13 protein-coding genes are annotated in these 14,357 nt (G+C 52.5%); 6 read left to right on the forward strand and 7 right to left on the reverse strand.

Going from position 1 to position 14,357, the window contains the following annotated elements:
- Positions 1-82 precede the first annotated feature (82 nt).
- The 3 genes from G358_RS0111850 to G358_RS0111860 form a co-directional block, all read right to left on the reverse strand.
- Complete coding sequence (locus G358_RS0111850; protein ID WP_019637441.1) at positions 83-1,957, reverse strand: SLC13 family permease; 1,875 nt, start codon at positions 1,955-1,957, stop codon at positions 83-85.
- A gap of 210 nt (positions 1,958-2,167) precedes the next feature.
- Positions 2,168-2,446 (reverse strand): hypothetical protein, encoded by a 279-nt coding sequence (locus G358_RS0111855; protein WP_019637442.1) that lies wholly within the window; start codon positions 2,444-2,446, stop codon positions 2,168-2,170.
- Between the two features lie 235 nt (positions 2,447-2,681).
- A complete protein-coding gene (locus G358_RS0111860; RefSeq protein ID WP_019637443.1) occupies positions 2,682-4,289 on the reverse strand; it encodes a bifunctional metallophosphatase/5'-nucleotidase in 1,608 nt (535 codons plus the stop codon).
- Positions 4,290-4,509: 220 nt separating this feature from the next.
- On the opposite strand from G358_RS0111860, the gene G358_RS0111865 reads away from it, so the two are divergent.
- From G358_RS0111865 to G358_RS0111890, 6 genes are all read left to right on the forward strand, one after another.
- Positions 4,510-5,505, forward strand: a complete 996-nt coding sequence (locus tag G358_RS0111865; RefSeq protein WP_019637444.1) for a phosphate/phosphite/phosphonate ABC transporter substrate-binding protein — start codon at positions 4,510-4,512, stop codon at positions 5,503-5,505.
- Positions 5,506-5,513: 8 nt separating this feature from the next.
- Entirely contained in the window at positions 5,514-5,822 is a 309-nt protein-coding gene (locus G358_RS0111870; protein ID WP_019637445.1) for a hypothetical protein, read from the forward strand.
- 117 nt (positions 5,823-5,939) lie between these two features.
- On the forward strand, positions 5,940-6,713 hold the full coding sequence (gene phnC, locus G358_RS0111875; RefSeq protein WP_026342213.1) for a phosphonate ABC transporter ATP-binding protein: 774 nt from the start codon (positions 5,940-5,942) through the stop codon (positions 6,711-6,713).
- Positions 6,710-7,510, forward strand: a complete 801-nt coding sequence (phnE, locus tag G358_RS0111880) for a phosphonate ABC transporter, permease protein PhnE (protein WP_019637447.1) — start codon at positions 6,710-6,712, stop codon at positions 7,508-7,510. The genes phnC and phnE (G358_RS0111880) overlap by 4 nt, the downstream gene beginning before the upstream one ends.
- A complete protein-coding gene (gene phnE / locus G358_RS0111885) occupies positions 7,507-8,328 on the forward strand; it encodes a phosphonate ABC transporter, permease protein PhnE (protein WP_019637448.1) in 822 nt (273 codons plus the stop codon). Before phnE (G358_RS0111880) ends, phnE (G358_RS0111885) begins: the two co-directional genes overlap by 4 nt.
- Before the next feature lie 83 nt (positions 8,329-8,411).
- Positions 8,412-9,503: a copper amine oxidase N-terminal domain-containing protein gene (locus G358_RS0111890; protein ID WP_019637449.1), complete on the forward strand. Its 1,092-nt coding sequence runs from the start codon at positions 8,412-8,414 to the stop codon at positions 9,501-9,503.
- Between the two features lie 129 nt (positions 9,504-9,632).
- Here the strand turns inward: G358_RS0111890 and G358_RS0111895 are convergent, their stop codons facing one another.
- From G358_RS0111895 to G358_RS0111910, 4 genes are all read right to left on the reverse strand, one after another.
- Positions 9,633-11,672, reverse strand: a complete 2,040-nt coding sequence (locus G358_RS0111895) for a catalase (protein ID WP_019637450.1) — start codon at positions 11,670-11,672, stop codon at positions 9,633-9,635.
- Positions 11,673-11,806: 134 nt separating this feature from the next.
- On the reverse strand, positions 11,807-12,835 hold the full coding sequence (locus G358_RS0111900; protein WP_019637451.1) for an HAAS signaling domain-containing protein: 1,029 nt from the start codon (positions 12,833-12,835) through the stop codon (positions 11,807-11,809).
- A gap of 25 nt (positions 12,836-12,860) precedes the next feature.
- Positions 12,861-13,199: a PadR family transcriptional regulator gene (locus G358_RS0111905; protein WP_019637452.1), complete on the reverse strand. Its 339-nt coding sequence runs from the start codon at positions 13,197-13,199 to the stop codon at positions 12,861-12,863.
- 162 nt (positions 13,200-13,361) lie between these two features.
- Positions 13,362-14,300: a sigma-70 family RNA polymerase sigma factor gene (locus G358_RS0111910; protein WP_420836057.1), complete on the reverse strand. Its 939-nt coding sequence runs from the start codon at positions 14,298-14,300 to the stop codon at positions 13,362-13,364.
- Between the last annotated feature and the right edge of the window lie 57 nt (positions 14,301-14,357).

Raw genomic sequence — 14,357 nt, forward strand, 5'->3', positions numbered from 1 at the left:
CGTCCTCTCGCCATACAAGCAGCGATCCGAGGACGTTTTTAATGCAGAACCTTCCGGCTGGGCAGCCTTTTCCTCAAGCCCCTCAAAACGGGAAGAACAGCGGCAGCACCGCAACCATCACCACTCCGATAAACACCTGCAGCGGCAGGCCGACTTTAATATAATGGCTGAATTTGTATCTCCCCGCTGACATAACCAGTGCGTTGGGCGGCGTAGAAAACGGTGAAGCAAAGCACATGCTGGCCCCGATCGAAACCGCGAACAAAAACGGGTAAGGACTCACGCCAAGCTGAACAGCTGCGGTAAGAGCAATCGGCGCAAACAGGACCGCGCAGGCCGTATTACTGATAAACATCGTCATTAAAGACGTTGTAAAGTAAACGCCAGCCAACAGCGCGATTGGTCCAAAACCGCCAAGTGAATTAACAAGCCCTTCCGACAGCAGAGCGGCTGCGCCTGTCTTCTCGATCGCGATCGACATCGGGATCATCCCGCCGATCAACACGATGCTCTCCCAGTTAATGCTCTTGTACGCCTCTTCCATATTGCGCACGCAGCCGAAGACGACCATCAATACAGCGGCGATCATCACGGCGGCCACGGCAGGAACGAGCTCGGTAATGAGCAGCAGCACCATCAGCAGCATGATCCCTGCGGCGATCGGCGCCTTAATATCCATCGTTACTTTTCGCGATTCTTCTATCGGCTGCCCCACGACGACAACATCCGCCTGGTCTGCAGCCAGCAGCGCGATATCCTTCCATGTTCCCTGAATAAGCAGGGCGTCCCCCAGCCTCATTCTTTCTTCCTTCAGGTTATGTAAAAGGTACTGCTCCTTCCGCTGAATGCCGAGAATGTTCACCCTGTATTTCTCCCGGAATCCCGAATCCTTGACCAGTCTGCCAATCAGGCTGGAATTCGGCGTCAGCATCACTTCCGCTATCCCTACTTCGCTGGTCGCATACTGCTCAGCCTGATCCGGCTGCGGCACGCTCTTCTCCGGGACGTGGTGATCAAGCAAAATTAACCCGTAGTGCTGAACAAACTGCTCGGCCCGCTCGAAGGTACCGTTGACATATAAAATATCACCCGGATAGATCACCGTTTCCGGACCGGCGATTTCCTGATTTATCGTTTTAAAAAACTGATTCTTGGCGGATATTTTGCGGCGAATTTCAATAACGTTAACCTCGAACTTCGCTGAAATATCCAGCTCGAGCAGCGATCTGGACTGAATCGGCGAGTCCGATACTACCTGAACGCGGAACAGGTTTTGCGACAGCTGGTACTGTTTCGCCAATTCCTTTAGTGACCGGCTCTTTGTCTTGCCCCTGCCCTCCTCCTTCCGGTAATCGGGCAGGAAGCGCCGCAAGACAAGCAGTCCGCTTATGCCCGCCAGCAGGCAAACGATCCCGATCGGCGTAAAGGAAAAGAAGGACAGCCCTTTATATCCGGCTTTGAGCAGCGTCTCCTGGATGACCAGGTTCGGCGGTGTTCCGATTAAAGTCAGCATTCCGCCCAGACTGCTGGCGAAGGCAAGCGGCATGAGCAGTCTGCCCGGGTGGGTTCCCGCGCTCATCGCCAGGCTAACGACAATCGGCATCATGACGGCGACGGTCCCTGTATTACTGACGAAAGCGCCGATCAAAGAGGTGACCAGCATGACCATAATGAGCAGCCGGGTTTCACTCGTACCGGCAAGTCGGAGCAGCATCCGGCTGGCCATCCTGGCCAGACCCGTCTGGAATATTCCCCCGCCTACCACGAACAGTCCGATCATCATAATGACGACGGAGTTGGAGAAGCCGGACAGCGCTTCTGCAGGGGTCAATATATTTAACAGAATCAACAGGATCAATGCGCCGAGCGCAACGAGATCGGAGCGGATCTTGCCCGAAATAAACAAGGCCGATGCCGCGATAAGAACGATTAAAGTAATAATCATAGGGCCATTCACTTGCTGTTCCTCCTATGTATTTGGATATGGAGAATGTATGGAGAAACCCACGACATTAGCCATATCATAACATTGTCCAGCTGTTCGCAACAGACTTATCCCTCATATTCTGCTGCATTTACTGCTGCATCTTGAAACACGAATAATCCCCTCCCGCCGCTGAAACCGGGGAAGGGGAAGCTTTTGGTTTCTTTGCATTTTCTAATCGGGCTAATCGAGGTAACCTGCCAGACCCTTCTCCATTAAATAGTCCATTTCCAGCTCCAAAATCGTCTCCACCATCAGCTCGTCGAGCTTCACGTCCGGGCGGCTTAGCACATAGTCCACCAGTTCGTCACCATCGATGTCGACCTCGCCCTTGGCTCCCTGATGGGCATTATTGATGAAAGCATTCTCATGCTTCAACACGATCCGGATAGCCTCCGGCTTCGCCTTAGAGCGGTCTGCTATATATTGAACCAGTTCCTGCTCATTTAGTTTCTCACTCATCGTTCGTCACTCCTCATTCGCAGTATCTACGTAGACTGCTTGTAATATTGTACAGGCCCAGTTTGCCCTGATGTCTGTCATTTTAACATAGTTTGGAAGTGACAAGCAGCTTCATGTTATTCCGATTCAATGACCCTGCGATCCAATCATCCTCTGCTCCCTGCTTCTCTGTCATCTGCTCTTTTAATCGAGATTATTACAGTTTGCAGTATTTCCATGATCCACTGAGCCGTTGTTACGTTGCACCGTTCACGACAACCCTCCAATTGTAATCGCAGGCCGCCTCAATCGTCCCGCGCTGCCGGATATATTCGGCTACTAATTCAGCCATATCAGCCGCAACCTCCTTAACAACCGGCTTGCCCTTGAACATTTCATAGTCTCCTCCGCCGCCGGCCCGGTAATTGTTCATGACAACATCGAATTCCAGCTCGTCAGCCAGGGGCACCCCGTTAAGATCCGTCAGCTTCACGACCCGCTCGCCAAACGGTCTGGCCACATCCAGTTCATACTTTATGCCCTCCCACATGTCGTAGTTGTAATGCTGGGCTTTGGGCTCAATATACGCCGGGTTGACAGCCAGTTCTCCGCCAGCGCCGATTACAAAATAAACGGCCGTCTGTTCCAAAGCGGCCCGAATATCCCGCCCCGTAAGACGCAGCACCACCAGCGTATTCGGAAACATGAAGTTGACGAGCACGTCCCGCATCGTAATGACTTCTCCGAAGCCCCGGGATTCGTTATTAAGCAGCGCTGCGCAGGATATCGATACCCCCGCGGCCTCCATCTGCACCTTATTTACAAATTCCATAAATGGATGATCCGCCTGTCGGCAGGCAAATGGGCTTGATATTCCCATATCACCCTGCACCGATCCGATCGGCTGGTCAAGCCAGCGCTGCGTCTTTGTTTCCAGGCCGGAAACAAGCGCCAATAAGGCCTCGTCCGCAGTCACGGATTCGTCTACCACCAACAGGCTGGCTGCTTTATTGCGAACTTGCCACCGCTCTCCCTGCTTCTCGAAGTCCACGGTAATTTTGCCTAGCGCCTGTCCGTTACAGCCTGGCTGTATGACGGCAACCCCGTTGATTTGCTCAGCGAGGAAGCGATGCTGGTGTCCGGTGATCAGCACGTCAATGCCGGCGACTTCCTGACAAATCGCATAGCCCTGGTTCTCCCCGGTCAGCTTTTCGGCGGCCTCACCGGTGGCAAGATCGCGCTCAAAGCCGCCATGATAGGCGACGACGAGCAAGTCGGGACACTCCTTTTCCCGGATACGGGGTACCCAGGCCCTGACCGTCTCCAATGCGTCGCGAAATTCCAATCCCTCAATATGGAGCGGGTTTTCCCAGTTAGGAATATAGTGCGTCGTCACACCAAGAATCGCTACCTTGATTGGATCGGCGGTATCTCCTATTTTTTTCACTATATAGGGCTTCCCGAAAGCCGGTTCCCCTGTCTCCTGATCTACAATCCCCGCTGAAAGCCAGGGAAAACGAGATTCGCCAACTACGCCGCGCAGGTGATCCAGCCCATAGTTGAATTCGTGATTTCCCGGCACGACGGCGTCATAGGCCAGTTCGTTCAATCCAGCGATCACCGGATGGGAACCGTCGATATGCTTGTTATGCTTGACATAATATGAGGTAAGCGGAGAACCCTGTATCATATCCCCGTTATCCAGCAGCAGCAAATCTGGAGCTTGCCGGCGTTCCTGCTGGATCAGCGACGATATTTTGGCCAGGCCGAGGCTTCTTTCTTCATCAGTCCGGTAATCAGTCGGGTAAATATGCCCGTGAATGTCACTTGTAACGAGAATTTCGCAGGTGGCCGTTTTGTTCATTTCAGTCTCTTAACTCCTTCTGTAACAAAGTCTTTGTTCTGAATCTGTTTCTAGTCTATCAAGTGAAATCGCGATTTATATTAAATTAAAAAGCCGCAAACACACAATTTTTTACATAAAACTAGATTTACTATAACGAACCGTTAATAGTTCTCATATAAAGTTATATTTGTAGTTTACTGAAATAATAAAAAAATTAAATTTGTGGAGGTCATACCGTTTGAAAAAAATCGCCAGATTTGTTCTACCCCTTTTCTTGTCTATTGCTTTCGTTAGCGGCTGCGGCAGCAGTTCTGCCGGCAACACTGGAAAGGATGCTGCTGCAAACAGCACGGCAACAAATCAGCAGGAGCAGCAGAACACACCAGCCAATACGCCAGAGGCTGAAGGATATGTACCGGAGACATTAACGGTTCAGTTCGTTCCATCTCAAAATGCGGACACGCTTGAAGCTAAAGCTAAACCGCTCGAGAAGCTGCTTACTGACCGCCTCAACATCCCTGTCAAAGTGAGCGTATCGACCGACTACAACACAATCATTGAAGCGATGGCTTCCAAAAAGATCGATGTCGGCTTCCTGCCGCCAACCGCTTATGTGCTGGCTAAGGAAAAAGGCGCAGCCGAGGTAATTCTGCAAGCCCAGCGCTACGGTGTACAAGATGACACTGGTGAGCCTACCGAAGAACTGGTTGACTTCTACAAGGCGATGATCATCGTCAAGAAGGATTCCCCGATCCAATCAGTTAGCGACTTGAAAGGCAAACGCATCGCCTATCAAAACGTTACGTCTTCCGCCGGATTCGTCTGGCCGGCAGGCAAGCTGATGGAAGCCGGACTTGACCCGCTGAAGGATGTACAAGCAATTACGGTAAAAGGGCACGACCAAGGCGTCCTTGCTGTATTGAACGGCGACGTCGACGCGGCAGCGATTTTCCAGGATGCCCGCAACGTCGTGAAAGGCGACTATCCTGCCGTGTTCGAAGATACGCAAGTACTGACCTTTACTGAGCCGATCCCGAACGACACGATTACTGTACGGACGGACATGAACGCCGAATGGACCGAGAAAATCGCTAACGCCTTTATCGATATTGGCAAGGATGCAGAAGGCCGCGCCATTATCCAGGAAATTTACTCACACGAAGGCTATGTCAAATCGGAAGACAGTACTTTCGACATCGTCCGTGAATACGGGGAAAAAGTAAAAACGGAGTAAGCAACAATGTGAATTGGGAGTCTGAACGTACTGAATATAAGCCAGTCGGAGTGCTGCTGCACTGCGGCTGGCTGTGCTCGTTATTTGCGCAGCTTTTCGGAACGGCGGGCCGAACTTCGCAGATTACGACGACCTATATGGTCGACAGATATCCGAGCATGCATGGATCCGCTCCGTGCGTACAGGGCACAGTGAGCACGATGTACAACAGTGCAGTACGGTGTTTCCAGCTTAAGCTCGACGTTTCCAGTGCAAAAGTGGCGCTTCTGGGGCAAGTGGGACGTTTCCAGGTAGGTGCGCGACGCCTCCGGCGTTAGTGCTGTGCGCTGCGCTGCTCATTGTATGATGTCAGCAAACCCAGCCACAAATTATGCTTCTATGATAGCCCTGGAGTGAGACCTGCAACATTAACCTTTAAAGGAATGATTATATACGTGATTGAACTGAAAAATGTATCCAAGACATATCCCAATGGAACGAAAGGCCTTAACGATATCAATCTGTCGATCCTCCCCGGTGAATTCGTCGTCATCGTCGGCCTGTCCGGTGCTGGCAAATCCACGCTGCTGCGCTCGATCAATCGGCTGCATGACATTACCGAAGGAGACATTCAAATCGACGGCAAGTCCATTACACGCGCCTCGGGGCAGCAGCTGCGCGAGATTCGCCGCGGGATCGGCATGATCTTCCAGAGCTTCAATCTGGTCAAACGGTCCACGGTGCTGCGCAACGTCATGGCCGGACGTGTCGGCTATCATTCCACGCTCCGGACGATGCTAGGGCTGTTTCCGAAAGAGGATACGGATATTGCCTTTGAGGCGCTGAACCGCGTGAACATTATGGAAAAAGCCTATGCCCGGGCAGACGAGCTGTCGGGAGGACAGCAGCAGCGGGTGGCAATCGCCCGTGTGCTTGCACAGGAGGCGAAAATCATTCTCGCTGATGAGCCTGTTGCGTCGCTAGATCCGCTGACGACCAAACAGGTAATGGACGACTTGAAAAGAATCAATCAGGAATTGGGGATTACGACGATTGTCAATTTGCACTTTATCGATTTAGCCAGAACCTATGCAACGCGGATTATCGGCCTTAGAGCCGGCGAGGTGGTTTTCGACGGGCCTGTATCGGAGGCGACGGACGAAGTGTTCTCCGCCATTTACGGCCGGCCGATTCAACAGGATGAGCTGCTGGAGGAGCGAGTCGTATGAATGCCAAACCGACGGTACAAGTTAATGATCGCCCCAAAGCACCCAACCGGCTGAAGCATATTTTGACCGCTGTCATCCTACTGCTCCTGCTCTGGGGCAGTGCCGTGCAGACGGAATCCTCGCTTGGCGAGCTTGCATCCGGACTTCCCAACATGCTTGATCTGCTGCGGGAAATGTTCCCGCCAAGGTGGACCTATTTCAACAATATCGTCGAGGCTATGCTGGAGACGATTCGTATGGCCTTAGTGGGTACTACGCTCGGAGCAATAGCCGCGATCCCTGTCGCCCTGCTGTGCGCCAGCAATTTGACCCGTACCGGCTGGATTTATTATCCGGTGCGCTTCCTGCTGAATTTAGTACGGACCATTCCCGATTTATTGCTGGCCGCGCTATTTGTCGCCATTTTCGGACTCGGTCCGCTCCCGGGCATATTTGCGCTGGCGGTTTTCTCCATGGGCCTGATCGCCAAGCTGACATATGAAGCGCTGGAGACGATCGACCACGGGCCTCTGGAGGCGATGACCGCGGCCGGGGCCAATTCCTTACAGCGCATCATATTCGCCGTCATTCCGCAAATCCAGGCGCACTTTGCCTCCTACGTGCTGTATACGTTCGAAATCAACGTGCGGGCCGCGGCGATTCTAGGCCTCGTTGGCGCCGGGGGCATCGGTCATTACTATGAAGTAACGCTCGGTTTCCTGGAATATGACAAAACGTGCGTCATCATCATTTTTACACTGGCCATCGTACTCCTTATTGACTATATGAGCATGAAGCTGCGGGAGAAATTACTATGATGAATAGGGCGATGAAGACAAAATTGGACACTCAGGCTGTCCGCAAACCGAAGAAAAAAGCTTACCGCTGGCTGATTTACGCGGCGCTTGCACTTATCTATATTTGGGCTTTCTCCGGAATTCCTTATACCGGCATTAAAGATTCGGCCGGACAAATTTTCAAGGCGATCGTTGCGGGGATTTTCTCGCCGGATTGGGACTATGTCTATTTGCCGGATGGAGAAGATTTGCTCCGGGGCTTGCTGGATACGCTGGCCATTTCGATGCTTGGCACTTTTATATCCACTCTGATTTGCATTCCGTTCGCCTTCTGGGCAGCAACCAATATGAGCTCATCCAGATGGGTGTCCGGTTCCGGTAAAATGTTTCTGAGTTTCATCCGCACCTTCCCGGAGGTTGTAATGGCCATTCTGTTCATTAAGGCCGTCGGACCGGGCTCCTTCGCTGGTGTGCTGGCGCTTGGACTGCATTCTGTAGGCATGCTCGGCAAGCTGTTTGCCGACGAGGTCGAAAATTTGGACAAAGGTCCCGTCGAGGCTTTGATCGCCACGGGAGCGAGCCGCTTGCAAATTATGTGGTTCGCCGTGATCCCTCAGGTGCTGCCAGGTTTTCTGTCCTATACGTTATACCGGTTCGAAATTAACGTCCGTTCCGCCACCATTCTCGGGATAATCGGAGCGGGCGGAATTGGAACGCCGCTCATTTTTGCCTTGAGCTCCCGAAATTGGGAAAGGGTCGGAATCATTTTGCTTGGCATCATCGTCATGATTACGATCATCGACATGATCTCCGGCTCGATTCGCAAAAAGCTGGTATAATTCGTCAGCTTGTGCAACAATTTCAGGACCAGCCCCGTCTTGACTTGTAGAATTACTAACATTACAAGTCGAGAGGAATGACAATGATGAACACTACTTTGAGAACTTCGCTGGCCATGCTGGCTTTGTCCACGGCGATCATAGCTTCTAGCGCCGCAGCGGCAGAGCCGGCGGCCAGCCAGCCAACCGCCTCAGCAGATATCGCGCCGATCGTCTCCTCGCCGCAGGCATCAGCTACCGCTATTGAAATCAACGGAACGCTTCTGTCCGGGATGGCCTATGAAACGCATAACGGGGAAGCAGTCATGCTGCCGCTTCGCGCTGTTGCGGAGCAGCTGGGTTATACCGTGAAATGGAATCAAGCGGATCGTTCCGCCACCATAAGCAAGGACGATATGAGCGCAGCTGTCACGACAGGAGCGAAGGATTATGGAGACAACGGGATCACCGCCTCCCTTCCAGCCGCTCCCGAGCTGACGCAGGGACAACTGCATGTGCCTGCCGCCTTCGTCGAAAATGCACTGCATGCCTCCGTGGCCATCAACACTGGCTCCGTCTCGATTACAACGCAGGCGCAGGAGGGGCAGCAACCAGAACAGCCGATGCAGCAGCAAACCGTCCAAACCACCGGCGTTATTACCGCCATCCATAAGGACGATAAGTATGCTTCCGTCCATATTCAAGGAATCGGACCAGACGGGCTTGTTCTGAATGTAAGCGAGGATACGAAATATCAAAGCCCTGACGGAACGAAGCTTGAATGGTCAGATCTACGGCTCGGGATGACCGTGGAAGCGGAGCATTCGCTGGCCATGACCCTCAGCCTGCCGCCTCAGTCCGGAGCCTACACCCTCACCGTGCTGGACGCTGAATTGCCTGGCGAACTGCTAGGAACTGCAGGCACGATCGAGGAAATCCGCACGGACGACCAGGGACATGTCAGTTATCTGGTCAAGGGCCAAGGGTTAACTGACCTGTCCCAGAATCACATCGTCCTTCGGCTTATCGACGATACGGCCATCGTCGATAAAGAGGGCAAGCCTGTAGATCAGGGCTCCATCAAGCAAGGCTCCAAGGTCATCGGGTTCTATCAGCCTGTCATGACAAAAAGCCTTCCCGCGATCAGTAAAGCGGTCAAAATCGTCGTGGAAGCCGAACAACCGCAGCAGCCCTAATGAATAGCAGACGCCCCGCAGTTGAATACTCTCCACTGCGGGGCGTTTTTGTCGTCTCTCTCCATCATTTCATTGCATCGTCTTCGGCCTTAGTTTGCAGTTGGGCTGCAAACTGCCTCAGGCCCAAGCTCAGGCGCGATCCCAGTGGCGATGAGCCGCGATCGCCTCAATGAAGCCAGCCGCGAAGCCGCTGCCGCTCAACCCCGTAATGACGCCCGGGCTGTTCTCCATTTGCGGCTCCAGCCATTTCATGCCGCCCGCGGCTGCCCCAATCGGCTTATAATGCGAGTAAGCCTCCCGGATAAAAGATGCCGCTTTCCGATCCGAGTCAACAGAAGCTAGCACTCCGCCGAGCGCGTAAAGCCCATCGAACAAGACGGAGTCGGCGGTCAGGAACGTATGCACGGCCTCAATTTCCGTATTCTCCGACCCGTGGAGCACGCCAAGCTTGTCGCTAATAAATTCAACCTGAACCCCTTCGGCAATCAGCGCATTCAGCACCGAGTTCGCCTCGGCGCCGGCAAAGCCCGTACCTGCGATCACACCAACCTTGCGAGTCTTCGGCGACTTCACCGTATTCTCCTGGCTGAGCGCCGGGGAGGATTTGCTGGACTGTGAACCTGCTCCCGCTGGAGGAATAGCCCCAATGGCCTCAGCAACCGGAACGGCCAGCTTCAAGCTGACGTTGCCGAACATGTCGACCACCTGCTGGCGTACTAACTTGCTCTTCACCTTGCCGAGCTCGAACGAAAAAGCGTCGATGATATGCTGCTTCTCCGCCATGCTCATGCTGTTCCAGAAAAGCGTCGCCTGGGAGAAGTGATCCTTGAAGCTCTCGCTCCGGGCACGGATTTTGCGGCCATCAACTTTTTCCTGGTAGTGTACGTATCCGCCCTCGGCCTCCGTCGCAGGCGAAGGCGTATTCCCGGCCAACGAGTTATTGTGGTAGCTGACCTGGCCTACATTAATCGTCTGCCGCCCATAGCCGTCCCGCTGATTGTTGTGGAACGGGCACACCGGCCGGTTAATCGGCAGCTCATGAAAGTTCGGTCCCCCAAGCCGGATCAGCTGCGTATCCGTATAGGAGAACAAGCGGCCCTGCAGCAGCGGATCATTGGTGAAATCAATCCCTGGCACGACATGCCCCGGATGGAAGGCCACCTGCTCCGTCTCCGCAAATACGTTGTCCACGTTACGGTTCAGCGTCATTTTTCCGATCAGTTGTACGGTAACGTCCTCTTCCGGCCACAGCTTGGTCGGGTCGAGGATATCGAAGTCGAATTTGAACTCGTCTTCTTCCGGGAGAAGCTGGACGCCGAGCTCATATTCGGGATAATTGCCCTGCTCAATCGATTCCCATAAATCCCGGCGGTGGAAATCTGGGTCTTTCCCCGAAATTTTCTGCGCCTCGTCCCAGACTAGCGAATGCGTGCCGAGTACAGGTTTCCAATGGAATTTCACGAAATGGGCCTTGCCCTCTTCGTTGATGAACCGGAACGTATGAACCCCAAAGCCCTCCATCATCCGGTAGCTGCGCGGGATGGCGCGATCCGACATCGTCCACATGATCATATGGGCCGACTCCTGGTTGTTAGCCACGAAATCCCAGAATGTATCATGAGCTGAGGCCGCCTGCGGCATCTCATGATGCGGCTCCGGCTTCAGCGCATGGATCAAGTCCGGAAATTTGATGGCGTCCTGGATGAAAAATACGGGAATATTGTTGCCGACCAGATCATAGTTGCCTTCCTCGGTATAGAACTTCGTAGCAAACCCCCGAGCGTCACGCACCGTCTCCGCTGAGCCGCGAGAGCCTGCAACCGTAGAGAAACGTACGAACACGGGGGTTACAGTCCCGGGGTCCTGCAGAAATTTGGCCTTCGTGTACGGCTTCATCGATGTATATAGTTCGAACTCTCCGTGAGCCGCAAACCCCCGCGCATGCACGATGCGCTCCGGGATGCGTTCATGGTCGAAATGCGTCATTTTTTCCCGGAAATGAAAGTCCTCCATCAGCGTCGGACCCCTCTCTTCTGCCTTGAGAGAAAATTCGTCCTCCGAGACCCGCAGTCCCTGGTTCGTCGTCATCTTCTGGCCTTCGTCCTTCACGCGAAACTGCTCCAACTGCTCCTGTTTGCGGTTACCGCCTGATTTGTGTTGGTCATCCATAACACTGATTCCTCCTGATCGAGATCGTTAGTCAGCGTACAGAGTACGTCGCTAACCTTTACCCCGATGGGAGTCCCGGCAAACAAATTATTCCCCTTGCTCGCCGGGTTATGACAGACACAAGCGCAGAGCCATTAGTGGTTCCGGATGTTCTCTACCGCACCCTTATGAATCGGATACACCTTCAAGCATACCGTCACTATATCAATCACTGTCACGATAGCCACGATAGCTATAAACCAGTTGCCCCCACTGTTCCAGATCGATTCAACCCACTCGAACGCCTCACTGCCCGGAGTCAGAATACTTAACTGCACCAGTTGTTCTATAAAATAAGGGTTCCAAACGGCAGAATCTTTGAACATAATCACCAGCAAAATAAATGTGGCTGCATTAAATGCCACATGGAACAGCATTACACCGCGCGTCCATTTGCGGAAAATCATTTTGACTGATTCCTTCAGTATGCTAAGTGCCGTCAGCCCCCAGATGAGCGGTAAATACCGGGCGAAGTTCTCTACATTGAAGATAGGCACGACCTCCCTGAGATTCTCTCGAAAAACAATCACCCCGATCAGTTCTACTGAGAATGTAAACAATACGGCGAACAATACGGAGAAAATAATCCCCACGATAGGCTCGCTGCGCTTAATGAGCAGTCTGCGGTCAGGAATTTCCGGCAAATCGGCAAGAGACCATTCCCGTTTGTTCTTGTTCTTCGGCCGCACACCGGCGTATTCGATAATAGCAAAAGCGACAGTCACCCAAGCAAAACCCTGCACGCCAGTCGTCATCATCGATATAATATAGTTAATAAAATGCTGCAGCATCTCCGCCGGGTTTATAAGAGCTTGAACGCCGAAGCTGACCGTAATCCCGATGACAATAGAGATCATCACAATCCGCAGTATAGAAATGTATACTTCAAAAAATGCTGGACCGATCAAATATCTTGGCCGGGGCCGGTATTTGTCGGCAAGCTCCTGCGGGCTCCCCAACTCACGGAGAACTGCCTCAATGTCGTAAGCCGTCGCAGGCTCGCCCTGTGTGCGCTCATCCAACATGTCTTCAATTAGGCCTTGCAGCTCTAGCCTAATGTCCTCCCTCTGCCCTTCGGGCAGTTTCTGCGTTACAGCGTAAATATACCTCTGAACAATATCCACGAGTCACTCCTCCTCCAAAATCAATTCAATTCAAGTCCAGCAAGCCTTCTACGCTTCTGTTCAATTCCCTCCATTCCGTGCATAGCTGCCGGTACACCTCAGTGCCGAACTCGCTCCGGCGGTAATATTTCCGCGGCCGACTCTCCGTTGTATCCCATTCACTGTCCAGCAACCCCTGCTTCTCCAGTCTTCTTAGCAAAGGATACAGCGTGCCGGGGTCAATGAACATGCCCTTCTCTTCCAATATCATCACTAGCGAATATCCGTACTGGGGGTCTGACAGTTGGCTGAGCACGCCGATAATGATCGTTCCCCGCCGCAGCTCCTGCAGTAATCCATTCACGATCTCTTGAATGTCAGTCATCTTATCAACTCCTGCTCTCAATATACTGTATGCCACACACTATTGTAAAGTTCATAATATTATTAAATTCAAAATAATATAAAAAAAGGTCTATTGTCATGCTCCGCTGAAAAGTTATAAATTTTGTACATAAAAAAAATGAGCAAGATCCGGAGATCTTGCTCATGCAAGTACATGATTCAATTTGTGGGGATTGAGCAGCAAATATAAATGTTGGATGCGGTTTGATTCGCTTGCCATTTGGAGGCATAATATGCCCTTCAATTGCCCCTTTTTCACAAAGATTAAATTCACTTCACCATTTACCTCTGTCAACACAGCTTGCCACCCGCGCAATTCCTTAAACGCTTTGGGCGAAGTCAGCAAAGCCAACACGCGCTTCCGGCTTGTAATCGGAAAAATAGCGGAACGAGTGTGTCCGCCCCCGTCGGTAATCATTACCGCATCTTCAGAGAGCAGTTCCAGCAGCTCCTCCAGCTGGTATCGCTCAAAAGCGGCAATAAACCGCTCGATCAGCTTCCTTTTACCCTCCTGATCAGGAGCGGGATGGCCGTCAATCCTTATCTCCTCCGAATTGAGGCTCTGCTTGGCCCGGCTGCATATTTTGCGGCAATTGCTCTCCGATTTGCCCAGCATCTCCGATATCGCAGGATAATCATACTGGAACACTTCCCGAAGAAGATAGACCGCCCGCTCCATCGGAGTGAGCCGCTCCAGCATGACCAAATAGGCATACGAAATGACGTCTTGCCGCTCCAGCGTCCGCTCGGGAGAATCGTAATCAGCAACGAGAGGTTCGGGGAGCCATTCTCCGACGTATACTTCCCTTTGCTTGCGCGCCGATTTCAATACGTTCAGACTGCGATTCGTAATCCCTTTTGCCAAATAGGCTTTTACATCGCGGATTTCTGTCATATCCTTGGATTGCATCTCCGCAAACCAGTCCTGCACGACATCCTCGGCATCCGTTATCACACCCAGCATCCGATAGGCGATGGAAAAAGCATAACCCCGGTAGTTCCGATACAGAGCGCCGATATCCATATCAGCCTGTCCGTTCTGAGCCTCCTTATTTCCCAATGGCGCCGACAAGCGGCTCACCTCCTCCAAATGCCAAAAAGAAGCCGGGACGGCTTCCTTTCGGGATCTCCTCTTCTT

This window comes from Paenibacillus fonticola DSM 21315, assembly GCF_000381905.1.
Classification (GTDB): domain Bacteria; phylum Bacillota; class Bacilli; order Paenibacillales; family Paenibacillaceae; genus Fontibacillus; species Fontibacillus fonticola.

Bases quoted from the DNA above. Each gene is read 5' to 3' on its own strand.
- G358_RS0111855 (WP_019637442.1), bottom strand. From the start codon at position 2,446: ATGAGTGAGAAACTAAATGAGCAGGAACTGGTTCAATATATAGCAGAC.
- G358_RS0111860 (WP_019637443.1), bottom strand. From the start codon at position 4,289: ATGAACAAAACGGCCACCTGCGAAATTCTCGTTACAAGTGACATTCAC.
- phnE (WP_019637447.1), top strand. From the start codon at position 6,710: ATGAATGCCAAACCGACGGTACAAGTTAATGATCGCCCCAAAGCACCC.
- phnE (WP_019637448.1), top strand. From the start codon at position 7,507: ATGATGAATAGGGCGATGAAGACAAAATTGGACACTCAGGCTGTCCGC.
- G358_RS0111890 (WP_019637449.1), top strand. From the start codon at position 8,412: ATGATGAACACTACTTTGAGAACTTCGCTGGCCATGCTGGCTTTGTCC.
- G358_RS0111895 (WP_019637450.1), bottom strand. From the start codon at position 11,672: ATGGATGACCAACACAAATCAGGCGGTAACCGCAAACAGGAGCAGTTG.
- G358_RS0111905 (WP_019637452.1), bottom strand. From the start codon at position 13,199: ATGACTGACATTCAAGAGATCGTGAATGGATTACTGCAGGAGCTGCGG.